At 63.5% G+C, this 24,637-nt stretch carries 25 protein-coding genes; 11 read left to right on the plus strand and 14 right to left on the minus strand.

Annotation, left to right across the window (positions count from 1 at the left end; translation table 11 throughout):
* Window positions 1–84: 84 nt before the first annotated feature.
* From BMX85_RS09150 to BMX85_RS09175, 6 genes are all read right to left on the minus strand, one after another.
* Entirely contained in the window at window positions 85–3,210 is a 3,126-nt protein-coding gene (locus tag BMX85_RS09150; RefSeq protein WP_090317638.1) for a transglycosylase domain-containing protein, read from the minus strand.
* Between the two features lie 411 nt (window positions 3,211–3,621).
* On the minus strand, window positions 3,622–4,407 hold the full coding sequence (locus BMX85_RS09155; RefSeq protein ID WP_090316115.1) for a competence/damage-inducible protein A: 786 nt from the start codon (window positions 4,405–4,407) through the stop codon (window positions 3,622–3,624).
* 15 nt (window positions 4,408–4,422) lie between these two features.
* Window positions 4,423–5,265: an EI24 domain-containing protein gene (locus BMX85_RS09160; RefSeq protein ID WP_090316118.1), complete on the minus strand. Its 843-nt coding sequence runs from the start codon at window positions 5,263–5,265 to the stop codon at window positions 4,423–4,425.
* Window positions 5,265–6,260 (minus strand): sterol desaturase family protein, encoded by a 996-nt coding sequence (locus tag BMX85_RS09165; RefSeq protein ID WP_090316120.1) that lies wholly within the window; start codon window positions 6,258–6,260, stop codon window positions 5,265–5,267. Before BMX85_RS09165 ends, BMX85_RS09160 begins: the two co-directional genes overlap by 1 nt.
* A complete protein-coding gene (locus tag BMX85_RS09170; protein ID WP_090316123.1) occupies window positions 6,261–7,103 on the minus strand; it encodes a polysaccharide deacetylase family protein in 843 nt (280 codons plus the stop codon).
* Window positions 7,103–8,071: a YVTN family beta-propeller repeat protein gene (locus BMX85_RS09175; protein ID WP_090316127.1), complete on the minus strand. Its 969-nt coding sequence runs from the start codon at window positions 8,069–8,071 to the stop codon at window positions 7,103–7,105. Before BMX85_RS09175 ends, BMX85_RS09170 begins: the two co-directional genes overlap by 1 nt.
* A gap of 162 nt (window positions 8,072–8,233) precedes the next feature.
* Between BMX85_RS09175 and BMX85_RS09180 the strand changes: the two genes are divergently transcribed.
* The gene (locus tag BMX85_RS09180; protein WP_090316130.1) at window positions 8,234–8,590 is read left to right on the plus strand and encodes an FKBP-type peptidyl-prolyl cis-trans isomerase; all 357 of its coding nucleotides are present in this window, start codon (window positions 8,234–8,236) and stop codon (window positions 8,588–8,590) included.
* Window positions 8,591–8,643: 53 nt separating this feature from the next.
* Here BMX85_RS09180 and BMX85_RS09185 read toward each other — a convergent pair whose 3' ends face one another.
* Window positions 8,644–9,417: a hypothetical protein gene (locus BMX85_RS09185; RefSeq protein ID WP_090316133.1), complete on the minus strand. Its 774-nt coding sequence runs from the start codon at window positions 9,415–9,417 to the stop codon at window positions 8,644–8,646.
* A 203-nt stretch (window positions 9,418–9,620) separates the two neighbouring features.
* Between BMX85_RS09185 and BMX85_RS09190 the strand changes: the two genes are divergently transcribed.
* Window positions 9,621–9,908 (plus strand): HU family DNA-binding protein, encoded by a 288-nt coding sequence (locus BMX85_RS09190; RefSeq protein WP_090316135.1) that lies wholly within the window; start codon window positions 9,621–9,623, stop codon window positions 9,906–9,908.
* 190 nt (window positions 9,909–10,098) lie between these two features.
* A complete protein-coding gene (locus BMX85_RS09195; protein WP_090317640.1) occupies window positions 10,099–10,350 on the plus strand; it encodes an acyl-CoA-binding protein in 252 nt (83 codons plus the stop codon).
* A 53-nt stretch (window positions 10,351–10,403) separates the two neighbouring features.
* Here BMX85_RS09195 and BMX85_RS09200 read toward each other — a convergent pair whose 3' ends face one another.
* Window positions 10,404–10,685, minus strand: coding sequence for a polyhydroxyalkanoic acid system family protein (locus tag BMX85_RS09200; RefSeq protein WP_090316139.1), 282 nt, complete (start codon window positions 10,683–10,685; stop codon window positions 10,404–10,406).
* Window positions 10,686–10,901: 216 nt separating this feature from the next.
* Between BMX85_RS09200 and fdxA the strand changes: the two genes are divergently transcribed.
* The 6 genes from fdxA to ampC all read left to right on the plus strand — a co-directional run bounded on the left by fdxA (window position 10,902) and on the right by ampC (window position 16,617).
* The gene (gene fdxA / locus BMX85_RS09205; RefSeq protein ID WP_090316142.1) at window positions 10,902–11,225 is read left to right on the plus strand and encodes a ferredoxin FdxA; all 324 of its coding nucleotides are present in this window, start codon (window positions 10,902–10,904) and stop codon (window positions 11,223–11,225) included.
* A 113-nt stretch (window positions 11,226–11,338) separates the two neighbouring features.
* Entirely contained in the window at window positions 11,339–12,403 is a 1,065-nt protein-coding gene (locus BMX85_RS09210; protein ID WP_090316145.1) for an NAD(P)/FAD-dependent oxidoreductase, read from the plus strand.
* A 226-nt stretch (window positions 12,404–12,629) separates the two neighbouring features.
* A complete protein-coding gene (locus BMX85_RS09215) occupies window positions 12,630–13,865 on the plus strand; it encodes a polyhydroxyalkanoate depolymerase (protein WP_090316148.1) in 1,236 nt (411 codons plus the stop codon).
* Window positions 13,866–13,978: 113 nt separating this feature from the next.
* Complete coding sequence (rsxB, locus tag BMX85_RS09220; protein ID WP_090316151.1) at window positions 13,979–14,731, plus strand: electron transport complex subunit RsxB; 753 nt, start codon at window positions 13,979–13,981, stop codon at window positions 14,729–14,731.
* A complete protein-coding gene (gene nth / locus BMX85_RS09225; RefSeq protein WP_090316154.1) occupies window positions 14,728–15,375 on the plus strand; it encodes an endonuclease III in 648 nt (215 codons plus the stop codon). The genes rsxB and nth overlap by 4 nt, the downstream gene beginning before the upstream one ends.
* A gap of 27 nt (window positions 15,376–15,402) precedes the next feature.
* A complete protein-coding gene (gene ampC / locus BMX85_RS09230) occupies window positions 15,403–16,617 on the plus strand; it encodes a class C beta-lactamase (protein ID WP_090316156.1) in 1,215 nt (404 codons plus the stop codon).
* Window positions 16,618–16,666: 49 nt separating this feature from the next.
* Here ampC and proB read toward each other — a convergent pair whose 3' ends face one another.
* The 4 genes from proB to rplU all read right to left on the minus strand — a co-directional run bounded on the left by proB (window position 16,667) and on the right by rplU (window position 19,876).
* Window positions 16,667–17,785, minus strand: coding sequence for a glutamate 5-kinase (gene proB, locus BMX85_RS09235; RefSeq protein ID WP_090316158.1), 1,119 nt, complete (start codon window positions 17,783–17,785; stop codon window positions 16,667–16,669).
* A gap of 237 nt (window positions 17,786–18,022) precedes the next feature.
* Window positions 18,023–19,132, minus strand: a complete 1,110-nt coding sequence (gene obgE, locus BMX85_RS09240) for a GTPase ObgE (protein WP_090316161.1) — start codon at window positions 19,130–19,132, stop codon at window positions 18,023–18,025.
* Between the two features lie 112 nt (window positions 19,133–19,244).
* Window positions 19,245–19,526: a 50S ribosomal protein L27 gene (gene rpmA / locus BMX85_RS09245; protein ID WP_090316164.1), complete on the minus strand. Its 282-nt coding sequence runs from the start codon at window positions 19,524–19,526 to the stop codon at window positions 19,245–19,247.
* 38 nt (window positions 19,527–19,564) lie between these two features.
* The gene (gene rplU, locus BMX85_RS09250) at window positions 19,565–19,876 is read right to left on the minus strand and encodes a 50S ribosomal protein L21 (RefSeq protein ID WP_008445658.1); all 312 of its coding nucleotides are present in this window, start codon (window positions 19,874–19,876) and stop codon (window positions 19,565–19,567) included.
* 283 nt (window positions 19,877–20,159) lie between these two features.
* On the opposite strand from rplU, the gene ispB reads away from it, so the two are divergent.
* The gene (gene ispB / locus BMX85_RS09255) at window positions 20,160–21,149 is read left to right on the plus strand and encodes an octaprenyl diphosphate synthase (RefSeq protein ID WP_090316167.1); all 990 of its coding nucleotides are present in this window, start codon (window positions 20,160–20,162) and stop codon (window positions 21,147–21,149) included.
* 7 nt (window positions 21,150–21,156) lie between these two features.
* Here the strand turns inward: ispB and arsC are convergent, their stop codons facing one another.
* The gene (arsC, locus tag BMX85_RS09260; protein ID WP_090316169.1) at window positions 21,157–21,504 is read right to left on the minus strand and encodes an arsenate reductase (glutaredoxin); all 348 of its coding nucleotides are present in this window, start codon (window positions 21,502–21,504) and stop codon (window positions 21,157–21,159) included.
* A gap of 134 nt (window positions 21,505–21,638) precedes the next feature.
* Between arsC and BMX85_RS09265 the strand changes: the two genes are divergently transcribed.
* Window positions 21,639–22,112 carry a nuclear transport factor 2 family protein gene (locus tag BMX85_RS09265; RefSeq protein ID WP_090316172.1) on the plus strand — a complete coding sequence of 158 codons (474 nt, stop codon included), beginning with the start codon at window positions 21,639–21,641 and terminating at the stop codon, window positions 22,110–22,112.
* On the opposite strand, the gene BMX85_RS09270 is transcribed toward BMX85_RS09265, so the two are convergent.
* On the minus strand, window positions 22,090–24,432 hold the full coding sequence (locus BMX85_RS09270; RefSeq protein ID WP_177196700.1) for a TonB-dependent receptor: 2,343 nt from the start codon (window positions 24,430–24,432) through the stop codon (window positions 22,090–22,092). The two genes, BMX85_RS09265 and BMX85_RS09270, sit on opposite strands and share 23 nt — an antisense overlap.
* Window positions 24,433–24,637 lie beyond the last annotated feature (205 nt).

Raw genomic sequence — 24,637 nt, forward strand, 5'->3', positions numbered from 1 at the left:
AATGAGCAATTATGCAAGGGGAATACGGGCGGGGGTACGGCGGCATGAAAGGGAACACGTGTCATGCACGTGTTCCCCGATCGGCTAACCGCCGCAGGCTTGCAACTGGGCGGCCGCCGCGGCGTTGGCCGGCACGCCCGCCGTCTTGACCACCACCGGCGGCGGCACCGCGCCCGGCTTGGCCACCGGATGCGGCTCGATCAGCGGCATCAGGCTCGGCGCCAGCACCACCAGCAACTGCACCGGCAACGCGCTGGTGAAGTCGTAATTCTTCGATTCCGGCCCGTGCACGTACGCCGTCATGCTGCCGAAGAAGCGCTCGCCGATATTGAACACGAACGTCGCCGAGCGGTTCACGTAGCGCGACTCGATCAACCGTCCGCCGCCGCCATACACGTCGAAGCGCTGGTCGCCGGTACCGGTCTTGCCGCCGACCGGCAACTCGGTGCCGTCCGACTGCACGAACGCCATGCGCGCCCGCTTGGCCGTGCCGTCCGAGACCACGCCACGGATCGCGTCGGCGATCACGCGCGCCACTTCCGGCGACAGCACCTGCTCGTTGGTGGTGGCGGGGGCCTTGGTCACCACCGTCTCATACGGCGTGCCCTTGGCGAAGTGCAGCGACGAAATCCGCTGGCTGCTCTTGCGCACGCCGCCGTTGACGATGATCCCCATCATCTCGGCCAGCGCGGCCGGGCGGTCGGCCGACGCGCCCAAGGTCGTCGCGTACGACGGCACCAGCGATTCGAACGGGTAGCCCATCTTCTTCCACTGCTTGTGGATCTCCATGAAGCCTTCGACCTCGATCAGGCCGGCGATGCGGCGGTCCTGCGCGTGCTTGCGGTGCGTCTTGAACAGCCACGAATAGACTTCCTGGCGCTCCTTCTCGCTGGCCGCCGTCATCTGCGACAGCGTCGCCTTCGGATGCACGCGCATGTACGCGGCCATCCACAGCTCCAGCGGATGGATGCTGGCCAGGTAGCCGCGGTCGGGCAGCGACCACTTGTCGATCGCGTACTGGTCGTACAGCTTCTCGACGCGCTCGTCCGACACTTCGTTCTGCGACGGCAGGTATTCGTGCAGGAAGTCGCCGAACTGCTTGATGGTCGCGCCCGGATACACGGTGCGGTGGATCACCGCCAGCCGGGTCGGCGTGCTGCGGATGTTGGCCAGCAGGATCTTGTCCAGGTCGGCCGCCGGCTTGCCCTTGTACTTGGCGTAGAAGCGGTTCAGGAACTCCTTGCCTTCCTTGTCGGCGAAGCGCGCCAGGTAGACGGCGCGGCGCGGATCGTCGGCGTCGGCCAGCAGCGAGGCCGACGAGCCGGGCGTCTGGAACATGTAGAACTTGGCGACGTCGCGCATCAGGCGCACGAACACCAGGTTGGTCGAGCGGCGCAGCGCCTCGGTGACGGTGAAGATCTTGCCGTTGTCTTCCTTGGAGAAGTTGCCGAAGTAATGCAGGCCGCCGCCGGTGAAGAAGCCCTCGCCCGGATTGCCCGAGTATTTGCGCTCCATGGCCGCGTTGAGCATCGGCGTGATCTCGCGCTCGGCGCTGCCGACCGGATGGGCGGTCAGGTAGTCGATCGCCCAGCGCGACAGCTTGTCCTGCGGATCGACCGGAATCATGCTCAGCGTTTCGGCGTTCATGCCCTTGTACTTCTTGTTGAGCTGGTCGACGATGTCGAGGTAGGTCACCAAGGTGCGCAGCTTGGCGGTCGAACCCAGGTCGAGCTTGGCGCCTTCGTTGATGTCGAGCGGCTGGTCGTAGTTGTCCGTCTGCAGGCGCAGCAGGTTGTTGTCCTTGCCCTTTTCCAGCAACGTGAAGCTGTACACCACGTTGGCCGGATCGCCGTTGCCCAGCATGCCCTTGCCGGTCAGGCCGGCGGCGGCGGCGCGCTCGGGGTCGCGCAAGTCGCGCAGCACCTGCGTCACCGCCTTTTGCGCCTGCGCGTCGAGCGTGCTGACCACGTTCAGGTCCAGGCGGTCGAGGTTGTACATGCGGTTGTCGCCCAGCAGGTTGGCCAGGTGGTTGCGGATCGCGTTCGACGCCTTGCGGGTGACGAAGGTCATCTCCGGCGCCGCCTGCAGGCCGTTGCCCTTGGCCGGATGCAGCGGCTGCTTGAGCGCGACGTCGCGCATCGCCGCCGTGATGATGCCCTCCTGCGCCAGCACGCGCAGGTGGCTGTCGGCCAGCACTTCGAGGTCGTCGGCGCCGTCGCCCAGGTAGTGGCTCGGACGGCGCTGCGCGATCATCAGGCTCAGCGCTTCCTTGAAGATCAGCGCGGTCTCCGGATCGGGATTGTCGAGGTTGCCGCTGAGGCGGCGGTTGACGTCGGCGAATTCGCGGCCGTACCACACCCACATGCCGTCGCCGATGCCGTTGACCTCGCCGTAGCCGGGCTTGGCCGACAGCGGCACCGTGTTCAGGTAATCGATGACGATGCGGCGCCGCGCCTTGGTCGTGTCCGGCCCGTCCTGGTACGAGCGCAGGCTGGCCGAGACCATCTGCTGCAGCTTGTCCTTCATCGAACCGGTGCGGCCCTCGGGCGAATGGCGGTATTTCTCGATCTGCGTGGCCAGCGTGCTGCCGCCGGCGGCGCGGTGGCCGCCGGCCACGGCGTTGACGCTTTTCTCGATGACGGCCTTGCCCAGGCGGTCCCATTCGACGGCCGGGTTGCGTTTCGGGTATTTGTTATCGAGCAGTTCGCGGTTCTCGATGAACAGCAGGCTGTAGATCAGCGCCATCGGCGCCTGCTCGAACTTGTTGTAGATGCGTTCCGGATAGCTGGCGGCGAACAATTCCTGCGCGCGGCAGTCGTAGATCGTCAGGCCGGTCTTGGTCTTCTCGTGGTACGTCGCGAAGATGCCCATGTCGGCCAGTTCGGCCATCTTCGGCGAAATGCGCGCCTGCGCGCTGACCTGGTAGTCGCGCGTGCGCAGCTTGGCCAGATAGTCGGGCAGGCTGGCGTAACCGAGCCGCTCGTCGTACGGGCTGTCGTGCGGGAAGCGGATCGCGTTGCTCGGCCCCGGCTGCACCTTGTACGTCATCTTGCCGGCCAGGTCGGTGAAAATGCGCGCCTGCACGGTCGAGGTGCGGCTTTCGTGCACGCCCCACCACACGGCGAACGAGGCGCCCACCAGCAGCACCACGATCAGGGCGTTGCGCGAACGCTTGCTCTTGGTCGGCTCGCCGGGCGGCGGCGCGTCCATCTGCGCTTGCGCCAAGTGCGCCTCGCTTTCTTCGGGGGTAAGGGGCGGCACGACATGAAGATGCCGGGTGCGACGATAGCCTAGTGCTGCTGCGCCTGCGCGCAACTTGCGCGCTGCGCGAACCAAGGGCCGGCGGAAACGACGATTGCTTAACATATGATTCAAACCGGTCAGCTGTTTCAGTAAAACCTACTAGCCACCATTGCACCACATCGGCGCGGTGGCGACCGGTGATGTCGCACAATAATTTGCAACCGTAGTTTATTTTTCGCAAAAAAACAACGGCGTTTCTCCCCTATGGAGTAACGCCGTGAATGCATGGGATCGCCAAATGACAAGCACGTGACAAGGGGACAATGTCGAAGCGCTATCGAGCGATAGCGGCGCGACATCACCCGATACCGGGACGCATCAAATGTTGTTGAACTCCACCTTGAGCTTGTTCAGTTCGGCGACCATGTGCTCGAACGCGGTGAGCGTCTGGGCCGGTTCGCCTTTGACGCCGAGCTCGATGTGGCGGCGGGTGTTGGCGTCGCCCACGCTCGGCAGGCTGAACACCTTCACGCGCGGATAGCGCGCCTCGATCTCCACCATCAGCGGCGTCAGCGCCGACTCGGCCGTCTCGTACACCAGCACCGACTGCTCCAGGTGCGGCGCGCGGTTGAACAGGTCGGCGTAGTGGTGGTCGAGCACCCACTCGATCATCGGCCAGGCCATCACCGGGAAGCCCGGCACGAAGTAATGCTTGTGCAGCGCGAAGCCGGCGATGTTGTTGTACGGGTTGGGGATCAGGGCCGCGCCCTGCGCGAACTCGGCCATTTTGAGGCGGTGCAGGTTCTCGGCCGAGTTCAGGTCGACCTCGTGGCCGGCCTCCCGCCCCATCTGCACGATGCGCTGCTGGATGTTGGCCTTGCCCTGCTCGTGCAGCACCAGCGGCAGGCCCAGCGCGTCGGCGGCGGCCAGCCGGGTGTGGTCGTCCGGCGTGGCGCCGATGCCGCCGCAGCAGAACACGATGTCGTCGCTGGCGAAGGTGCGCTTGAGCGTGGCCGTGATGCGGGCCGGATCGTCGGCCAGGATTTCGGCCCACGCCAGCTGCAGGCCGCGCGCGGCCAGCAATTGCACCACTTTCGGGAAATGCTGGTCGACGCGCCTGCCGGACAGGATTTCGTCGCCGATGATGATGAGTCCGATCGCCATAGTAGTTCCGCTTTCTTAAAATTCCGCCGGCGCCGGCGCGGCCTTCAGGGCCTCGGCGGCGCGCAGGCGCGCCAGCGCATCGAGGCAATAATAGGCGAACCACAACGCGGTGAAGATAAACACCAGCACATACAGCCAGATCGACGCGGCTGCCAGGAAGGGAAAGAATACCACCGCCATCACGCCGCCCAGCCAGATCGCGCCCGGCAGCGCCCCGGCCGCGCCGGACACGACGCCGATGGCGATCAGCGGCCAGCGGTGCTCTTTGAGCAACTGGTGGCGTTCGTCGGCGCTGGCGTAGTCGGCCAGCACGTCGTAGACCATCATGCGGCTGGTCAGCCAGCCCCACAGCAGCGCCTGCACGAACACGGCCAGCGGCGGGAACACGTACAGCGGCAAGGTCAGCAGCCACAGGCCGATGAAGGCGGCCATGCCGCCCAGCGCCACGCCGACGCTGCCCAGCACGCTGCCGCCGTTGCGCTGCTGCAGCTGCGGATAATGGCGCGCGCCGATGTGGCGCAGGATCACCGGCATGGCGATGACGCCGATGAAGATCAGCGCCGTCAAAATCATCAGCGGCAGCAGCAACAGCATCGCTATCAACGGCACAACGACGGTTTTCAAGGCGCCAAGGCCGAGCGAGCCGAGGAAGCTGCTGCTGAAGCTGAACACGCCGTATTGCGAGAACGTGGCGTGGACGAAATCGATCAGCGGTTGCAGGCCCAGATACAGCAGCACGGCCCACAGGCCGACCGCCAGCAGGAAAGGCGCCAGGCTCATCAACAGCAGCTTGCCGTGCCATTGCGAGGCGAAGGCGCGGCCCCAGGCGCGCGCCACGGCGGAGACGCCGCCGGCCATCAGACGCTATCCTTGCGCGCGTACTCGACCATGCGCTTGAGCGCCAGCCAGTGCTGCGAGAAAAAGCCCTTGCCGTATTCCCTGCCCGGCTTGACGCCGCCGCCGGCCTGCGCCTGCGGCAGCTGGTCGCGGATGCCGGTGGCGACGAATCGCGGCGTGAAATTGGCGGTGCGGAAGATGATGTCCCAGATCGGCAGCAGCACGGCGAAATTGCAGCCGCCCAGCGTGCCCTGGCCGTGCGACTCGTGGCCGACGCCGATCGCGTGGTGCATGCGGTGGTAGCGCGGCGACACCAGCAGCCACTCGCCGACCTTGCCGAAGTGGATGCGCACGTTGGCGTGCTGCAGGCTTTGCAGGATGCGCGACACCGACACCAGCATCACGTATTGCGACGGCTCGACGCCGATGCCCAGCGCGATCACGCCCATGTACACGTCGCGCATCATGTCGTCGAGCAGGTGGTTGCGGTTGTCGCTCCACAGGTTCATGTTCTGCTGGCTGTGGTGCAGGCCGTGCAGCGCCCACCACCAGTTGAAATGGTGCGAGGCGCGGTGGTACCAGTAATCGAAGAAGTCGAGCACGACGAAATACACCAGGAACGCGCCCAGCGGGGAAATGCCCGGCAACAGCGACTCCAGGTTCAACGGCTGGAAGCTCTCGAAGCGCAGCATGCCGGCCGCGCTGTCGAGCAGCGGATCGAGCGTGAAGAAGACCAGGATCGGGAACAGGCCGATCCGGTGCAGCACCGTGTAGATGAAATCGTTCCAGCGGGCGCGCGGATCGGTGAACTTGTGGACCGGGATCGCCGCCTCGAGCGGGCGCAGCACCAGGAACAGCAAGGTCAGCTCCAGCACGCCGATCAGCAGCCACTCGGTGCCCTCGAAGGCTTCCTCGATGAATTCGCCGAACCCGAGCTGGAACACCAAAGGCTGGATCACCGTCTCGAACAACCAGCCCTGGGCCAGGCCCAGCCAGTCAGAAAATAATTGAATCATTTAGTGATGCGATGTGAAAGAAGTTTTGTAGTCAGGGTGCTCGCGCAGGGTGGCGAAACAAAAGCCTTTTCGCTCCAGGCCGCTGATCAAAGGCTCCAGGTTGGCCGGCGCCCACGGCTCCTTGCGCGACCAGATGCCCATGTGCGCGACAAAAATATCGCCGTCGCGCAAATCCCTGAGCGACTTTTGCAACAATACCGCATTCGGGTAGGCCGTGCTCGACAGCTCATCGCCGGAAAAGCCGGCCGGCGCCCAGCCGACATGCGCGTAGCCGCAGGCCTTGGCCGCCGCCAGGGTGCCGGGCGAGGTGCGGCCGGCCGGCGCGCGCCAGATCGGATCGAGGTGCTGGCCGGTCAACTCGACGAAGCGCCGGTCGACCCGCTTGATTTCTTCGCAATACTCGTGCGGGGTCAGCGTGCGCAGCTTGCCGGCGGACGCGCCGAAACCGGGCTTGACCTTGAAGCCGGTGCCGCCGTCCTTGACCAGCACGTCGTGATCGAAGGTGTGCGAGCCGATCGCATGGCCCTCGGCCACGCGCGCCTTCCAGTACGCCGACCATGACGGATCGAGCGAATAGTCGCCGCGCACGGTTTTCTCGTTGGCGAGGAAAAAGGTGGCCTTGATATGGTGGCGCTTGAGCGTCTCGGCGATCAGCTCGGCCTGCGACTGGCTGCCGGTATCGAAGGTCAAATAAATGGTGCCTTGACAAGCCGCCGGCGCCGCCAGGGCCGGCGCCGCGGTCCCGACCGCCAGCGCCAGCAACACCCCCCACCTCGCGGTGGGGTGCGATGGTTGCGTTCGTGTCCGAATGTCGGCACTGACCCTCGCGGTGGGGGGGGCCATTAGCGTTGGGCGGAGTTGTTGAAGAACACGCCGTGCGGCGAGCGTCCGACCGGTATCGTCTTGACCAGCTTGCGCGTGGCCAGGTCGATCACCGCCACTTTTTTGATCCAGCGCAGGGTGACCCACATGGTCTTGCCGTCGGCCGTCACTTCCATGCAGTCCGGCCCGCCCGGGACGTTGATCATGCCGACGTTTTCCAATGTCTTCTGATCAATGATGTTGATCGAATTGGAAACACGGTTCGACACGTACGTGTAGCGCCCGTCGCCGGCTGAGCGGAAGTTGTGCGCGCCCTGCCCGGTCTTGATGCGCTTGACGGTTTTCTGCGCCTTCCAGTCGATCACCTCGACGTAGTCGCTGCCCATGATGCCCACCAGCAGATACTTGTCGTCCGGCGTCATCGCGATCCCGGCCGGCAGCTTACCGACCGGCAGCGTCCACTTGACGGTCTGCGTGACCAGGTCGATCGCGCTGACCTGGTCGCTGCCCTGCTGCGTGATGAAGACCATGTTGCTGGCGGCGTTGAAGGCCATGTGGCTCGGCAGCTTCGGCAGCGGGATGCGCTTGGTCAACGTCATGTTGGCGCCGTCGTAGCGGTACAGGTCGACGCGGTCCAGCCGCAGCGAGGCCGACACGAACCATTTCTGGTCCGGCGAAAAGCCGATCTGGTACGGGTCGAGGATGTCCTTGACGGTGCGCTGGATCTGGCCGCTCTTCGGATCGAGGAAGATCAGTTCGTTGCCGACCGAGCTGGCGACGATCAGCGACTTGTTGTCCGGCGTCGCCATCAAGTGGTGCGGCTCTTTGCCGACCGGGAAGGTGGCCAGATCCTTGAAAGTCGCCTGGTCCAGCAACTGCACGGTAGCATCGCGCGAGTTGAGCACAACGACAACATTGGCCTGCGCGCTGCCGATGGCAATCGCGGCGCAGACACAGGAGAAAACCAGACGGCGGACACTGCGGAGCATGAGAAATCGCTTAGAAGGACTAAACGTTTATTTTACGTGCAAACGGGACCGTCACAAGGTAAAAGCGGACAATTATTCCTATCCGTAATGAAGCGCGGCGGCGTAACCACACCGCCCTGCTACAATTGTCGGCTGTGTTCAACGAATCTAGAAGGAATAACCATGACCACCATCACGACCGAATCGGGTTTGCAGTACATCGAACTGACCGTGGGCGAAGGCGACGAAGCCAAAGCCGGCCAGAACGTCACCGTCCACTACACCGGCTGGCTGCGCAACGACGACGGCACCAAGGGTCCGAAATTCGACTCGAGCAAAGACCGCAACGACCCGTTCGAATTCGCCCTGGGCGCCGGCATGGTCATCCGCGGTTGGGATGAAGGCGTGCAAGGCATGAAGGTCGGCGGCGCGCGCCAGCTGATCATCCCGGCCGAACTGGGCTACGGCTCGCGCGGCGCCGGCGGCGTGATTCCGCCAAACGCGACCCTCATTTTCGACGTCGAACTGCTGGGCGTTTAAGTTGTAACGGCGGCCCGCGGGCCGCTAACGTTGTAACGGCGGCCCGCGGGCCGCTAACGCTGCCAGTTGCGCCGCAGGGCCTCGAGCTCGGCGCGCGTATCGAGCATGCCGCCGACGATGCGCTGGTCGATCGCCTCCAGCACCGCCGTCGGCATCTCCGTGCCGGCCATCCGGTACGCGCCCATCTGCGCCGACGGGCGCACGTTCTGCACCATCACCGGTATCCGCCACTCCGCGCTGGCGCGGCAGGCCACCCCCACCAGATCCTGGCTCAGTCCCACCACCGTGAAGGTGCGGCAATAGCCGCCCTCGTTCGACAGGAAACTGAGCCCGACCCGCACGTCGCCTTCGGACGGCGCGGCGCCGCCCATTTGCTGCGTCAGCACGGCGTCGAGCCGGCCCTGCGCCACCAGCATGCCGTTGCGGCTGACGACCGTGGTCGGCGCCCTGGCCGGATCGGCCAGGAATGCGGGCTGCCAGTGCGCCAGGCCGAACTTGCCGGCCGCCAGCCCCACCACCAGCACCGCGCCCAACGCGCTCCACTCGCGCCAGCCCAGGCGCCGCCTGACCGCCTTGCGCGCGGCCTGCTGCGTGGCCACGCGCTGCGCCCGCACCGCCGCCAGCTGCACCACCTTGGCCTGCGGCGAGCGCAGCGCCGCGCCCGACGGCATCCGCTCGGCGAACGCGCCGCCGCGCGCGGCCCGCAGCCGCGCCACGCGGCGTGCGATGCTGCTGTCGCGCCGCATCGCGTCCTCGACGGCGTGACGGGTCGCGTCGTCCAGTTCGCCGGCGGCGTAGGCAATCAGTGTCTCGTCCGAAAAGCTCATGTTCACGTCCTCAGTCGCACCATCATAAACCTTTTTTTCGCCGGATGCGGATCTGTCAGGATCGCGTAAGCCCTTTATATACAAGGGTTTTAGGGCGCCGCCGCGTGGCACGGCAGCTACTGTAAGGCCTACTTCGTACAGAAACCATTACATTTGACAATATTTATGCTAATCTGCGCGCTCTAATAACCAAGGAGGTAGTAATGAAAAAAGGCGAATTGATTGCAGAATTTGCGAAACGCACGGAGATGTCTGCTGCCGCCGCCAACGGTGCGGTGAACACTCTGATCGCGATCGTGACTGAGCGTCTGAAAAAAGGCGACACGGTTGGCATCACCGGCTTCGGCACCTTCTCCGTCGCCAAACGCGCCGCACGCAAAGGCCGCAATCCTGCAACCGGCGAAGCGATCAAGATCGCCGCGTCGAAGACCCCGAAATTCTCGGCTGGCGCGACCCTGAAGTCGGCTGTCAACCCGACCAAGAAGAAGTAATCTTCGCTGGCAGGCTGTGTTCGTGCCCGCGAGGGCACCGGAAACGGCGGCGCATGGCCAGGTCCCCGACCTGCCATGGCCGCCGTTCTGTTTTGGGGCGGCCGTTTTTGAGGATGCCCTCTAACGGCTTTCGGCCCCGCTGCGGGTATGATGCGACATATTCACCAGCCACCATACCAAGGAGATGTACATGAGCTTACAAGAGCAATTCGAACAAGCCCAGGCGGACTCGAAGAACCTGCCGGAACGTCCCGACAACATGACCCTGCTGAAAATCTACGCGCTGTTCAAGCAGGCGTCGGTGGGCGACGCCAGCGGCGAGCGTCCGGGTTTCACCGACATGGTCGGCCGCGCCAAGTTCGACGCCTGGGACGCGCTCAAGGGCACCAGCGCCGACGAGGCCAAGCAGCAATACATCGACCTGATCGCGGACCTGAAATAAGCGCGGCGCCTGCATCGGCCCAAAAAAAAGCCCCTGACGGGGCTTTTTTGCGTTCAAACGGGCGCGAACACCGTGCGCATCTTGTCGGCCACCTTGCTCTCGATCTGCGACGAGAACGCGCTGAACAGGAAACCAAGGGCGATCTGCAGGCGCGCCCGGCTCGGCTCCAGCGTCAGGCTGCCGTCGACGCCGCTGCGCTCGAAGCGCAGCACATTGCCTTCCCAGCGGCATTCCAGGTCGAATTGCTCGGCCAATTTGTCGGCCACCTGTTGCGCCGCCGCCCGGGCCTGCTCCGGCGCAAGGTTGTGTTCCTGAACGATGTTAATGTCCGCCATGCGGCTTCCTCGATAATCAACAAAGCCGACATGATGCCAGTTGGCCCGGCGTCGCGCTAGTCCACAAGGGCGCCTGCGCATTTGCTTATATGTATTGTATATAAGCGCAGTTTGTGAGAAATAGCGAATTACCTTAAAATACAGTGCTTTGCTGAGGTTAGCCGGGCCATCCCACCGCCGCCGACGCCGCTGCACACCAACATTGATAGGACTGTTATGACCCACGTTGTCACCGAATCTTGCATCAGCTGCCGTTATACGGACTGCGTCGATGTTTGCCCGGTAGATTGTTTCCGCCAAGGCCCGAACTTCCTCGCCATCGATCCGGACGAGTGCATCGACTGCGCCGTGTGCGTGGCCGAATGCCCGGTCAACGCCATTTTCGCCGAGGAAGACGTCCCCGGCGACCAGCAGCAGTTCATCAAGATCAACGTCGATCTGGCGCGCCACTGGCCTTCGATCACCAAGACCATCGCGCCGCTGCCGGAAGCCGACGAGTTCAAGGACGTCAAAGAAAAACTGCACCTGCTGGTACGCTAAGACGAGTTTGTCTGGCCGGGCAGCACCGGGCAGCGTCATCCGCGGGCGCCAAAGTCGAGCGCCGCACAGCCTTGTGTTCGCCCAACCACCATTGAAATCACAGGAATATACGAATGAATAGCACTGTCACCCCTCCAGGCGTCATCGAAGCCGATGCCGTCATCATTGGCGCCGGCCCGGTCGGCCTGTTCCAGGTCTTCGAACTGGGCCTGCTGGAAATCAAGGCCCACGTCATCGATTCGCTGGGCGCGGTGGGCGGGCAGTGCGTGGAACTGTACCCGGACAAGCCGATCTACGACATCCCGGCCGTGCCGTCGTGCACCGGCCAGGAGCTGACCGACAACCTGCTCAAGCAGATCGAGCCGTTCGAACCGACCTTCCACCTGGGCCAGGAAGTGACCAAGGTCGAGCGCCGCGACGACGGCCGTTTCGACGTCGAAACCAGCGCCGGCACCCGCTTCACCACCAAGACCATCTTCATCGCCGCCGGCGTCGGCTCGTTCCAGGCGCGCACCCTGAAGGTCGACGGCATCGAAGTGTTCGAAGGCTCGCAGCTGCACTACAAGGTCAAGGACCCGGCCATCTTCGAAGGCAAGAACATCGTCATCTGCGGCGGCGGCGACTCGGCGCTGGACTGGGCGCTGAACTTCGTCGGCAAGGCCGAATCGGTCGTTTTGCTGCATCGCCGCGAAGACTTCCGCGCCGCGCCGGCGTCGGTCGCCAAGATGAAAGCCTTGTGCGACGATTACGAGATGCAGCTCATCATCGGCCAGGCCACCGGTTTCGAGTCGAAAGACGACAAACTGAGCGAACTGAAGGTCACCGGCGCCGACGGCGTGACCCGCCGCGTGCCGCTCGACATGCTGCTGGTGTTCTTCGGCCTGTCGCCGAAACTGGGCCCGATCGCCGAATGGGGCCTGGACATCGAGCGCCGCCAGTTGAAGGTGCAAAACACCGAGAAGTTCGAGACCAACGTCCCGGGCATCTTCGCGGTGGGCGACATCAACACCTATCCAGGCAAGAAAAAGCTGATCCTGTCGGGCTTCCACGAGGCCGCGCTGGCCGCGTTCGGTGCCGCGCCGTATATCTTCCCGGACAAAAAGATCCACATGCAATACACCACCACGTCGCCGAAACTGCACAAAGTGCTGGGCGTGGAGACCCCGGTCTTCGACTGAGCGGGAAAACAACGGCAAAAGTAGCATGTAGGTAAGTGTCCTACACAAAAGCAGCGGAAACGCTGCTTTTTTTATGGGTTCGGCGGTACTATTATCGGGTGGAGTGGCGGCGCCCCACTTTCCTGGCGGTATCTGGAAATGCTTGGCGCCACCAACATATACTCTATAATTGGCTTATGCTGTGATGTATTGGTGCACCGCACCACGCTTTGACCCGGGAAGACCTATGCTCTACCAACTGCACGAAATGCAACGCACACTCCTGTCGCCCCTGATGCAATGGGCGGACGCGACCGCTAAAATCCTGACCAATCCGGTCTCCCCGCTGGCGCACACGCCGTTTTCGCAACGGATCGCCGCCGGTTACGAGCTGATGTACAGGCTCGGCAAGGATTACGAAAAGCCGGCGTTCGAGATCGACTCGACCGTCATCAATGGCGAGACGATCGGCATCATCGAACAGGTGGTGGTCAATAAGGCGTTCTGCCGCCTGATCCACTTCAAGAAAGATCTGGACGACAAGGCCACCGCAGCGCTGAACCAGCCGACCGTGCTGCTGGTGGCGCCGCTGTCGGGCCACCACTCGACCCTGTTGCGCGATACCGTGCGCGGCCTGCTGGTCGACCACGACGTCTACATCACCGACTGGACCGACGCCCGCATGGTGCCGGTGTCGGAAGGGTCGTTCCACCTGGACGACTACATTTACTATGTGCAGGACTTCATCCGCCTGCTGGGCCCGGACCTGCACGTAATCTCCGTGTGCCAGCCGACGGTGCCGGTGCTGGCGGCCATAGCGCTGATGGCCACCGACCAGGACCCAAAGCTGCCGAAGACGATGACGATGATGGGCGGCCCGATCGATCCGCGCCGTTCGCCGACGGCGGTCAACAACCTGGCCACCGAGAAAAAGTACTCGTGGTTTGAAAACACCGTCATCTACGCGGTACCGCCGAACTATCCGGGCTTCGGCCGCAAGGTCTATCCGGGCTTCCTGCAGCACGCCGGCTTCATCGCCATGAACCCGGGCCGCCACGCGCAAAGCCACCGCGAGTTCTACAGCCATCTGGTTGAGGGCGACGACGAGCCGGCGGAAAGCCACCGCAAGTTCTACGACGAGTACAACGCCGTGCTGGACATGCCCGCCGAATACTATCTGGACACGATCAAGACGGTGTTCCAGGAGTTCGCGCTGCCGATGGGCACGTGGGAGGTCGGCGGCAAGCTGGTGCGTCCACAGGACATCACCACGGTGGCGCTGTTCACCGTCGAGGGCGAGCTGGACGACATTTCCGGCGCCGGCCAGACGCAAGCGGCGCACGACCTGTGCACCGGCATTCCGGCCGAGATGCAGCAAGACTACGTCGCCCCGGGCGCCGGCCACTACGGCATTTTCTCCGGCCGCCGCTGGCGTGAAATGGTCTGCCCGAAGATCACCGAGTTCATCAAAAAACACGGTTAAGCCGCAAGCCACCCACAAGATCCCTGCCCCGCGCGGGGATTTTTTTTGCCCCGCCCCCGGATTGCTGCGCCGGCGATAAGGTTTTTCGGCCCGGCCGGCGCGGATATCGGATAATGGCGCTTTATCGCTTCCTCACGCCACTCACCGCCGTGTCCACCAACCAAACACTCGCCGACCGCATCGAAGACGCCCTGCCGCAGACGCAATGCACCAAGTGCGGCTACGACGGCTGCCGGCCGTACGCCGAGGCGATCGCCGCCGGCGCGGCCGACATCAACCAATGTCCGCCCGGCGGCGCCGAGGGCATCGTGCGGCTGTCGGCCGTCACCGGCCGCAAGGTCATCCCGCTCAATCCCGTCAACGGCCTCGAGCGCCCGCGCGCGGTCGCCTACATCGACGAGGCGCTGTGCATCGGCTGCACCCTGTGCATCCAGGCCTGCCCGGTCGACGCCATCGTCGGCGCGGCCAAATTGATGCACACCGTCGTGCCCGACCTGTGCACCGGCTGCGACCTGTGCGTCCATCCGTGCCCGGTCGACTGCATCGTCATGTACCCGGTCACCGGGACCACCGGCTGGGACGCGTGGAGCCAGGCCGACGCCGACGCCGCCCGCGAGCGCCACGACTTCCGCACCCTGCGCCTCAAGCGCGAGAAGGACGAGAACGACGCCCGCCTCGCCGCCAAGGCCAGCGCCAAGATGGCGGCGGTCGAAGCGCTCGATCCCGCCACCGACGCCGACGCCGCCGAGAAGGAGCGCAAGCGCGCCATCATCGCCGCCGCGATGGAACGCGCGCGCCTGAAGAAAGAGGAAGCCGCGCGAGCGGCGGCCGACGCCAAGCCACACGACGAAAACCCGCCTGAATGAATCCAGCCAAACGCCAACAAATGTTCGAGCGCTTCCGCGCCGCCAATCCCAGTCCCAAGACCGAACTCGAATACACAACGCCGTTTGAATTGCTGATCGCCGTGCTGTTGTCGGCGCAGTCGACCGACGTCGGCGTCAACAAGGCCACGCGCAAGCTGTACCCGGTCGCGAACACGCCGGCGAAGATTCTGGAATTGGGCGAGGAGGAGCTGAAGTCCTATATTCAAACCATAGGCCTGTACAAGACCAAGGCCAAGAACGTCATCGCCACCTGCAAGATCCTGCTGGAACAGCATGGCGGCGAAGTCCCCAACGACCGCGCATCGCTGGAGGCCCTGCCGGGCGTGGGCCGCAAGACCGCCAACGTGGTGATGAACACCGCGTTCGGCGAACTGACGATGGCGGTGGATACGCACATCTTCCGCGTCTCGAACCGCACCGGCCTGGCGCCGGGCAAGAATGTCGACATCGTCGAGCAAAAGCTGCTGCGCTTCGTGCCGAAGGATTTTTTGCAGGATGCGCACCACTGGCTGATCCTGCACGGACGCTACACCTGCAAGGCGCGCAAGCCCGAGTGCTGGAACTGCATCCAGCAAGACCTGTGCGACTACCGCCAGAAAACGCCGATGCCGGACGGGCTGTAACGACGGGACTTGACGCGACTGCGACACATGTCGCACAATGGCGTCATCTGTCGCCAACAAGGAATCCGCGTGCCCCTCCCGTCCACACTCCGCGCCGCATATATCGCGGCGGCGCTCTATGCCTGCCTGCTCGCACCGTCCCACGCCGCCGGTGAATCCGCCAAGCTGCGCGCCATCATCGATCAGGCGATCCGTCCCGTCGTGGCCGAATACGACCTGCCCGGCGTGGCGGTTGCCGTCACGATCGACGGCGAGGCCAGCTTCTTCAACTATGGACTGGCCTCGCGCGAGCAGCACGTGCCGGTCACCGAAAATACCTTGTTCGAGCTGGGTTCGATCAGCAAAACCTTCACCGCGACCCTGGCCTCCTATGCGGTGGCCACCGGCAGGCTGTCGCTGGGTGCCCATCCCGGCAAGTACCTGCCCGCGCTGAACGGCGCCCCCATCGACAAGGCCACCGTGCTCCATCTGGGCACCTACACGGCCGGCGGCCTGCCGCTGCAATTTCCCGACGAAGTGCCGGACGGCGGCATGGTCGCCTATTTCCAGCAATGGAAACCCGACGCCGAACCGGGCACGCAGCGGCGTTACTCGAATCCCAGCCTCGGGCTGTTCGGGCACGTCGCCGCGCTGGCAATGGGGGGCAATTTCGGCGATGTGATGGAGCGGCGCATCCTGCCTGGACTGGGCTTGAAGCATACGTATATCCGCGTGCCCGCCAGCGCGATGGCCGATTACGCGTGGGGCTATGACAAGGCGAACCAGCCGGGGCGCTTCAACCCCGATCTGTTGAGCGACGAGGCCTATGGCATCCGCTCGTCGGCCGCCGACATGGTGCGCTACCTGCAGGCGAATATCGATCCGAGCCGATTGGAGACGACGTTGCGGCGCGCCGTCGAAGGCACGCACGTCGGGTACTTCGAGATTGAGGGGATGGTGCAGGGACTGGGCTGGGAGCAGTATCCCTACCCGGTATCGCTGGCGGATCTGCAGGCGGGCAATTCGCAGACCATGATTTCGCAGGCCAATCCGACGCGGCCGCTGGCGCCGCCGCGGACACCAACACAGGCGACGTTGTTCAACAAAACCGGCTCGACCTCGCGCTTCGGCGCCTACGCGGCGTTCGTCCCCGCGAAGAAGATCGGCGTCGTCATCCTGGCGAACAAAAACTACCCGATCGCGGCGCGGGTCCAGGCCGCCCGCGCGATACTGATAAATCTGGAGGCACGCGGGGCGGATTAGGCGCGACGCCGCAATCGGCCCTACGCGTTGCCGCGCCCGTCGCGCGGCGTCACACCAATACCAGGTTATCCCGGTGAATCAGCTCGCGGCCCTCGACGAAGCCCAGGACCGCCTCGATCTCGCTCGACGGCTTGCGCATGATGCGGCGCGTCTCCGCGCTGGTGTAGTTGGACAGCCCGCGCGCCACCGGCAAGCCGCTCTCGTTCACGCACGTGATCACCGCGCCGCGCCCGAACTCCCCCTTTACTTCCACCACGCCGATCGGCAGCAGCGACTTGCCCTCGCCGGTCAGCTTCTGCACCGCGCCCGCGTCCAGCACCACCTGCCCCGCCGTGTGCAGATGATCGGCCATCCACTGCTTGCGCGCCGTCAGATGCCCGGTCTGCGCCGCCAGCTCGGTGCCGATCGGCTCGCCGCCGGCCAGGCGCTCCAGCACATTGTCCTCGCGCCCATAAGCGATCACCGTGTGCGCGCCCGACTTGGCGGCCCGCTTGGCTGCCAGGATCTTGGTCAGCATGCCGCCGCGCCCCAAACTGCTGCCGGCGCCACCGGCCATCGCCTCCAGCGCCAGGTCGCCGGCGCGACCCTGCTGGATCAGCACCGCCGCCGGGTCCTTGCGCGGATCGGCGCTGAACAACCCTTTCTGGTCGGTCAGGATGATCAACGCGTCGGCCTCGATCAGGTTCGCCACCAGCGCGCCCAAGGTATCGTTGTCGCCGAATTTGATTTCGTCGGTGACGACCGTGTCGTTCTCGTTGATGATCGGGACCACGCCCAGGCGCAGCAACGTGGTCAGGGTCGAACGCGCGTTCAGATAACGTTCGCGGTCTGCCAGGTCGGCGTGCGTGAGCAGCACCTGCGCGGTGCGCAGCTGGTGCGCGCGGAAGCTGGTCTCGTAGATCTGCGCCAGTCCCATCTGGCCGACGGCGGCGCAGGCCTGCAATTCGTGGATATCGGTGGGACGCTGCTCGAAGCCCAGGCGCAGCATGCCTTCGGCGATGGCGCCGGAGCTGACCAGCACCACCTGCTTGCCCATGGCGCGCAGCGCGGCGATCTGCGCGGCCCAGCGCGCGATGGCGGCGTGATCGAGGCCGCGGCCGTCGTTGGTGACCAGGGACGATCCGACCTTGATGATGATGCGCGTAGCTTTTTGTATAACGGAATTCATGGGTGCGACAGTCTCTTAACAGTCCTATTATGCGGACGCGGGTCCGGATCCCCGGCGCGAGCCAGGACGTACATTGCTGTGTGCTGTGAAGGGCCGGGTGGATGACCCGTTCTTGCCGCGGCAGACGCCCGTCCCGGGATGCGGGACGGCGCTGTTGTGGAAAGCATAACCAGCGAATAGCTGATTATGCCGGTGATGCGGATTTTTATCGAGGACTAGTCGAGCTTAATCGGGAACTTAGTCGAGAATTTTGAAACGGGGATCGTCCGGATCGATCGACGAAATACCGCGCGCTTCCTCCGTCATCTGCGTTTCTTCCGAACGTTGTTCGGAATGGCGCTTCTCTTCGAGGTGCATCTGGATCGCGTTGACCAGTTCCTGGGTGCCGTCGTGGCTCAGCGCGGAGATCTCGAACACGGGGCCCTTCCAGCCGAACTTCTTGACGAAATCCTTGACGGTTTTCTTGCGGTCCTCTTCCGGCACCATATCGAGCTTGTTGAGCACCAGCCAGCGCGGCTTGTCGACCAGCGACTCGTCGTACTTTTTCAGTTCGTTGACCAGCGCCTTGGCTTCCTTGACCGGATCGACGTTGGTCTCGAACGGCGCCAGGTCGACGATGTGCAGCAGCAGGCCGGTGCGCTGCAAATGGCGCAGGAACTGGTGCCCCAGGCCGGCGCCTTCGGAAGCGCCTTCGATCAAGCCGGGAATGTCGGCGATCACAAAGCTCTTCTCGTGCGAGACGCGCACCACGCCCAGGTTCGGGTGCAGGGTGGTGAACGGGTAGTCGGCGATCTTCGGACGCGCGTTCGACACGGCCGAAATAAAGGTCGACTTGCCGGCGTTCGGCATGCCCAGCAGGCCGACGTCGGCCAGCACCTTCAGTTCCAGGCGGATTTCGCGCCGTTCGCCTTCCTTGCCCTCGGTCTTTTGACGCGGTGCGCGGTTGGTCGAGGTCTTGAAGTGGATGTTGCCCCAGCCGCCCTCGCCGCCCTTGGCCAGCAGTTCCATCTGGCCGTGCTCGGTCAGATCGGCCAGGATTTCGCCCGAGGCGTCGTCGATGATCAAGGTGCCGACCGGCATGCGCAGGTGGATGTCGTCCGCGCCCTTGCCGTAGCAATCGGCGCCGCGTCCGGCTTCGCCGTCCTTGCCGCGGTGCATCTTGGAGAAGCGGAAATCGACCAAGGTGTTGATGTTACGGTCCGCTACGGCCCAGATCGAGCCACCCTTGCCGCCGTCGCCGCCGTCAGGGCCGCCGAACGGGCGGAATTTTTCACGGCAAAACGAGGCACAACCATTGCCGCCGTCACCACCGATCACTTCAATTTTTGCTTCGTCGATAAACTTCATGATGTACCGCCATAAAACTAAAAAGGCTCTACCGTGGGCAGAGCCTTTCGATTGAAGGCTTGCGCCTTACAAAGGGGACAGCCGGGCGCGGACGCCTGGCCGTGAGCGTGATTTACGCTGGTACTGCAGCTGCTGGAGCGTTTGGAACGACGGTGACGAATTGCTTCGAACCTTCGCCCTTGACTACGAACTTGACCTTGCCGTCCACCAGAGCGAACAGGGTGTGGTCTTTGCCCATGCCAACACCTTCACCAGCGCGCACCGGGGTGCCGCGTTGACGAATGATGATGCCGCCGGCATTGATCGATTGACCGCCGTAGACTTTGACGCCCAGACGCTTTGACTCTGAGTCACGACCGTTACGCGTTGTGCCGCCGCCTTTTTTGTGTGCCATTTAAGACTCCTTGGATACTAATTCTCGGGCAAACGGAATTAACCGTTGATCGATACGATTTGGATTTCGGTGTAATTTTGGCGATGGCCTTGATGCTTCTGGTAGTGCTTACGACGACGCATCTTGAAAATCTTCACTTTATCGTGACGACCGTGTGCCACAACAGTAACCAGTACCTTTGCACCCTCAACCAGGGGAGCACCAAATTTGATGCTTTCGCCTTCGCCAACGGCGAGGACCTGATCGATGGTGAGTTCGGAACCAATGTCTGCCGGTATCTGTTCTACTTTAAGTTTTTCGCCAGCGACAACTTTGTATTGTTTGCCACCGGTTTTTATGACCGCGTACATGATTTGAAACCTCATCAAATGTTAAGAAAATTCCCTCCGTCGCCAGCGGAACCGCATGCATGGAGATCGGGGAACCGCTGATTATACATGGGATGCCAATTGACGTCAAAAACTATTCACAAATGGCCGATGGCGTGGTATGTCGACAAGCTTGCATCATGGCGGGCGGCATGCCGGTGTTAGCTGATTAACAAAGGAGTTGCCACAAACATGGGGTGACGCCCCTGCGGGCGGGGGCATGTCGTATAATCTCGGCACCAATAGTCCACTGCACAGGTTCGTCTTGTCTGCCGCCACCCACACCGCAACACAAAACAATATCGCCCACTCGATCGCCGCCGACATGGACGCGGTCAATTCGGTGATCCGCCGCAAGCTGCATTCCGAGGTCAGCCTCGTCAATCAGATCGCTGAATACATCATCAGCGCCGGCGGCAAGCGCATCCGCCCGGTCCTCGTGCTGCTGGTGGCGAACGCCTATTCCTACAAGGGCACCGGGCACCACGAACTGGCCGCCGTGGTCGAATTCATCCACACCGCCACGCTGCTGCACGACGACGTCGTCGACGAATCGTCGCTGCGCCGCGGCCGCGCCACCGCCAACGCGCTGTTCGGCAACGCCGCCTCGGTGCTGGTGGGCGACTTCCTGTACTCGCGCTCGTTCCAGATGATGGTCGGCCTCAACAACATGCGCGTCATGCAAATTTTGTCGGACGCCACCAACGTCATCGCCGAGGGCGAGGTGTTGCAACTGCTTAACATGCACGACCCGGACGTCAGCCAGGAGCGTTATCTGCAGGTGATCCGCTCCAAAACGGCCAAGCTGTTCGAAGCGGCCGCCGAGCTGGGCGCGTTGATCGCCGGCGCCGACGACACGCAAATCGCCGCCGCCGGCGAATACGGCCGCTCGCTGGGCACCGCCTTCCAGCTGATAGACGACGTGCTCGACTACGCCGGCGACGCCAGCGAAATCGGCAAGAACGTCGGCGACGACCTGCGCGAAGGCAAGCCGACCCTGCCGCTGATCTATTTGATGGAAAACGGCACGCCGGAGCAACGCGAGCTGGTGCGCACCTGCATCGAGCAGGGCGACGAGCAGCACTTCGACACGATCCTGGCCGCCATCACCAGCAGCGGCGCGCTCGACTACACGCGCCAGCAGGCCGAAACGGCCGCCCGGCGCGCCGCCGAAGCGATCGCCGACCTGCCGGACAGCGTGTACAAGGAATCGCTGCTGCAGCTGGCCGATTTCTCGGTCAACCGCACGCATTAAAGCGGTCTTAGAGCAGGTCCCGCACCAGCTCCGAAGGGCGGCATAACCGCACGCCCTTCTCCGTCACCACGAACGGCCGGTTGATCAGAATCGGATGCGCGATCATCGCATCGAGCAGCGCATCGTCCGACAGCGACACATCGGCCAGCCCCAATTCCCCATACAAATCCCCCTTGTCGCGCATCGCCTGGCGCGCGGTCAGGCCGGCCTTGTCGATCATCGCCTCGAGCGCCGCGCGCGATGGCGGATTCTTGACGTAATCGATGATCTCCGGCTCGATGCCGGCGGCGCGGATCGCCTCCAGCGTTTTGCGCGAGGTGCCGCAGGCGGTGTTGTGGTAAATCGTGACGGTCATATGATGGCCTTGAGCGTAAATTCAAAGCCGGCATTATCGCTCAAACCTCGACGGCTCAACCGGCGGAAATGCCGGTTGCCTGGTCGACGGTTTTATGTTTTCATCCTCGTGCCACCCACCACACAAGGTTACCCATGAAACGCTCCTTTATATTGCTGCTGTTCGCGGTATTGCCACTGCTGGCACGGGCCGCCGATGCCACCGACAACCAGTTGATCGAACGCGCGGTGCGCGACTATATCGAGTCGCAGCATACTCCCGATCCGTCACGCATGGAGCGCGCCCTCGACCCCAAGCTCGCCAAGCGCACGTACTGGCGCGCGGCCGACGGATCCGAATTCGTCATGAACACCGACTTCGACACCATGGTCAAGGTGGCCAGGACCTACAACAAGGACGGCACGAAATTCCCGCCGCGGCCACGGGTCGACATCAAGATCCTCGATGTCGACCAGCGCGTGGCAACCGTCAAACTCACCGCCGACGAGTGGATCGACTATATGCACCTGTATAAGAACCAGCGCAGCGAGTGGAAAATCGTCAACGTGCTTTGGCAGTACCACGACACCACGCGCCAAGGCCCGCCTAAAACTTCGCCGCCAAACTGACGCCGATCGCACGCGGCATCAGCCGGTAGCCCTGCACGATCGACGCCACCTGCGGATGCTGGATCACCTTGTCGTTGTCGAACGCGTTCTTGACGAACACGCTGACGTTGTAGCGGTCGAAGCCCATGCCCGCGCTGAAGTCGGCCGTGTGATACCCGGGACGCTCGTAATCGGTCAGCTCCGGATTGAGCGAACCCTTGCTCGACCCGACCCACTGCACGCCGCCCATGACAAACGCGCTGCGATCGCCCAGCGCGAAGTTGTAGCGCGCGTTGACCGCCGCGTTATATTTCGGCACGCCCTGGATCTGCGCCCCCGCCACCGCGCCGACCACGCCGTTCTGGATGCCCTGGTCGTTCGACAGCTCCGCCTTGACGTAGCCACCCGACGCGCTCAACGTCAGGCCGGCGATCGGCTTGGCCTTGATGTCGAATTCGAAGCCCTTGCTGGTGGCGTCGCCCGCGTTGGCGTTATACGTGTACGCGCACGTCGGCAGATAAACGCCCTGCTGGATGTTTTTCCACTTGATGTAGAAGACGTCGGCGTTGATCGTCAAGCGGTTGTTGAGGAAGCGCGACTTGCTGCCCACCTCGTAATTCCACAGGCTGTCCGACGCGTAGTTCGGCGGTCCTTCGGTCAGGCCGTTCAACTCCAGGTCCGGGCCGCAGGTGGTCGGCGGCACGAAGATGTTCGAGCCACCCAGGCGGAAGCCCTTCGAGACGCTGGTGTACAGCGTGTGGCGCGGATCGACTTCCCACGTCAACGCGTATTTCGGCGTGAACGCGGTCGACTTCAGGCTCGCGCCGCTGTTGTTGCCGGCGCCGGCCAGGTAGTTGCCGTTGCGCTGCTCCAGATTCGAGCTGGCGCGCAGATAGCGCGCGCCGACCGTGGCGTGCACCGTCGGCGTGAAGTAGTAATTGACCTCGCCGAATATCGACGACTGCTTCTCCTTGTAGTGGAAGGCGCCGGCGAACGAGTTATCGTTGGGGAAGGAGCCGGGACGCACATCGGGCAGCAGCTCGGGATCGTAGATGTCGAAACCGAACTGCTTGAAAATATCGGTCACGCCGAAGATCGGATCGTTCTCGGTGATGTTGGTGTGCTGGCGCGAGAAGTACGTCCCCGCCAGCCAGGTCCACGGCGACACCGCCGCGTCGTACGGACGCGAAGCGAGGCGGAACTCCTGCGACACCTGCCGCACCTGGTTGTTCAGATACACGGCCGACGGCAGCGCCGCGATGGCGTCGATCAGTTCCGGCGGCGCCTTGCCGCCATCGTCGGTCGAAGTCAGGAAGGTCGACAGCGAATAGCTGTTGTAGGCCGAGCCGTTCTGCGTGCGGTCGAACTTGCGCGAGAAGTAGCTGGTGGCCGACGTCAGATCGACCGCGCCCAGATCCCAGTTGACGGTCACGCTGGGCGTGAGCAGCTTGTCGATGGAAGGCTCGCGCACCTGCTTTTGCGCCTGGTAGTTGGGCAGCTCGATATTGAAGGCGGAAATGTCCTTCGCATCCAGACGCTGGTAATAGAGCGACGGCGTGATGGTCAGCGCGCGCGTCGGTTTCCACTTCAGCGCCAGGCGCAATTCCTGGTCGCTGTATTTGTTGATGTCCTTGGCCAGCACGCCGCCGTCGCCGTCCACCTGGTTGATATAGCCGCCCGTGTGCTGCGCCTGCACGCCGATGCGCAGCGCCAGTTCGTCGGCGATCAGCGGGATGTTGCCGACCACGTTGGCAGAGTAGCTCGGGCTGCCGTCCTTGGTGTGCGAATACTCGGTGTAGGTGGTGAACTCGCGCTCCTTCAGATCCGGCTCGTTCGGCACGAATTTGATGGTGCCGCCCATCGAGCTGGCGCCGTACAGGGTCACCTGCGGGCCGCGCAGCACCTCCACCCGGTCGATATCGAAGAACCTCGGCTCGACGTTCCCCATCGTGTAGACGTTGCCGACGGTGACCGGCGTATCGCCCAGATAGACGCCGACGGTCGCCGCGCCGGCCGTGGAGCTGATGCCGCGGATCTCGATGTTGGACGTGCCCGGACCGGCGCCGCCATTGCCGCTAGCGGCGGTGAAGGAGATGTTGGGCACCACCCGCGTCAGATCGGTGATGTCGCGGATATGCTCTTCCTGCAGCTGCTTGCCGGTGACGGCCGAAATACTCATCGCCACCTTGGCGGGGTCTTCCTTGCGCTTTTGCGCGGTGACGGTGACGACCTCGATTTCGTCGGACGGCTTGACCGGAGCCTGCTGCGCGCCCACCGGACCGGCCAGCGCGGCCAGGGCGGCGGCGATGGAACTGCACATTATTTTCTGAGTGATCTTCATGCGTGCGCTTCTCCAGTCGAAAGGGGCGTGCCCCAGAATGATGCATTTTTATATATTAACCATCTTGTAATTTTTAACAAGCAAGAAACCTGCCAAAATCGTCAACGTTGGAATCCAGCCACACGTGGCGGCCGTGCGGCAATGCGATCATTCAGAAATGGAATAGCGTGGGGGCGCTGGCGGACGCGAAATCGCGGCCGCGGCA

The organism is Duganella sp. CF517 (assembly GCF_900110275.1).
In the GTDB taxonomy this organism is placed as follows: Bacteria; Pseudomonadota; Gammaproteobacteria; order Burkholderiales; family Burkholderiaceae_D; genus Rugamonas.

Bases quoted from the DNA above. Each gene is read 5' to 3' on its own strand.
- BMX85_RS09210 (WP_090316145.1), top strand. From the start codon at position 11,339: ATGAATAGCACTGTCACCCCTCCAGGCGTCATCGAAGCCGATGCCGTC.
- BMX85_RS09185 (WP_090316133.1), bottom strand. From the start codon at position 9,417: ATGAGCTTTTCGGACGAGACACTGATTGCCTACGCCGCCGGCGAACTG.
- BMX85_RS09155 (WP_090316115.1), bottom strand. From the start codon at position 4,407: ATGGCGATCGGACTCATCATCATCGGCGACGAAATCCTGTCCGGCAGG.
- BMX85_RS09180 (WP_090316130.1), top strand. From the start codon at position 8,234: ATGACCACCATCACGACCGAATCGGGTTTGCAGTACATCGAACTGACC.
- ampC (WP_090316156.1), top strand. From the start codon at position 15,403: ATGTCGCACAATGGCGTCATCTGTCGCCAACAAGGAATCCGCGTGCCC.
- BMX85_RS09265 (WP_090316172.1), top strand. From the start codon at position 21,639: ATGAAACGCTCCTTTATATTGCTGCTGTTCGCGGTATTGCCACTGCTG.
- proB (WP_090316158.1), bottom strand. From the start codon at position 17,785: ATGAATTCCGTTATACAAAAAGCTACGCGCATCATCATCAAGGTCGGA.
- BMX85_RS09270 (WP_177196700.1), bottom strand. From the start codon at position 24,432: ATGAAGATCACTCAGAAAATAATGTGCAGTTCCATCGCCGCCGCCCTG.
- arsC (WP_090316169.1), bottom strand. From the start codon at position 21,504: ATGACCGTCACGATTTACCACAACACCGCCTGCGGCACCTCGCGCAAA.
- BMX85_RS09150 (WP_090317638.1), bottom strand. From the start codon at position 3,210: ATGGACGCGCCGCCGCCCGGCGAGCCGACCAAGAGCAAGCGTTCGCGC.
- rpmA (WP_090316164.1), bottom strand. From the start codon at position 19,526: ATGGCACACAAAAAAGGCGGCGGCACAACGCGTAACGGTCGTGACTCA.
- obgE (WP_090316161.1), bottom strand. From the start codon at position 19,132: ATGAAGTTTATCGACGAAGCAAAAATTGAAGTGATCGGTGGTGACGGC.
- BMX85_RS09175 (WP_090316127.1), bottom strand. From the start codon at position 8,071: ATGCTCCGCAGTGTCCGCCGTCTGGTTTTCTCCTGTGTCTGCGCCGCG.
- rsxB (WP_090316151.1), top strand. From the start codon at position 13,979: ATGGCGCTTTATCGCTTCCTCACGCCACTCACCGCCGTGTCCACCAAC.
- BMX85_RS09170 (WP_090316123.1), bottom strand. From the start codon at position 7,103: ATGGCCCCCCCCACCGCGAGGGTCAGTGCCGACATTCGGACACGAACG.
- BMX85_RS09195 (WP_090317640.1), top strand. From the start codon at position 10,099: ATGAGCTTACAAGAGCAATTCGAACAAGCCCAGGCGGACTCGAAGAAC.
- BMX85_RS09200 (WP_090316139.1), bottom strand. From the start codon at position 10,685: ATGGCGGACATTAACATCGTTCAGGAACACAACCTTGCGCCGGAGCAG.
- BMX85_RS09165 (WP_090316120.1), bottom strand. From the start codon at position 6,260: ATGATTCAATTATTTTCTGACTGGCTGGGCCTGGCCCAGGGCTGGTTG.
- nth (WP_090316154.1), top strand. From the start codon at position 14,728: ATGAATCCAGCCAAACGCCAACAAATGTTCGAGCGCTTCCGCGCCGCC.
- BMX85_RS09190 (WP_090316135.1), top strand. From the start codon at position 9,621: ATGAAAAAAGGCGAATTGATTGCAGAATTTGCGAAACGCACGGAGATG.
- fdxA (WP_090316142.1), top strand. From the start codon at position 10,902: ATGACCCACGTTGTCACCGAATCTTGCATCAGCTGCCGTTATACGGAC.
- BMX85_RS09215 (WP_090316148.1), top strand. From the start codon at position 12,630: ATGCTCTACCAACTGCACGAAATGCAACGCACACTCCTGTCGCCCCTG.
- BMX85_RS09160 (WP_090316118.1), bottom strand. From the start codon at position 5,265: ATGGCCGGCGGCGTCTCCGCCGTGGCGCGCGCCTGGGGCCGCGCCTTC.
- rplU (WP_008445658.1), bottom strand. From the start codon at position 19,876: ATGTACGCGGTCATAAAAACCGGTGGCAAACAATACAAAGTTGTCGCT.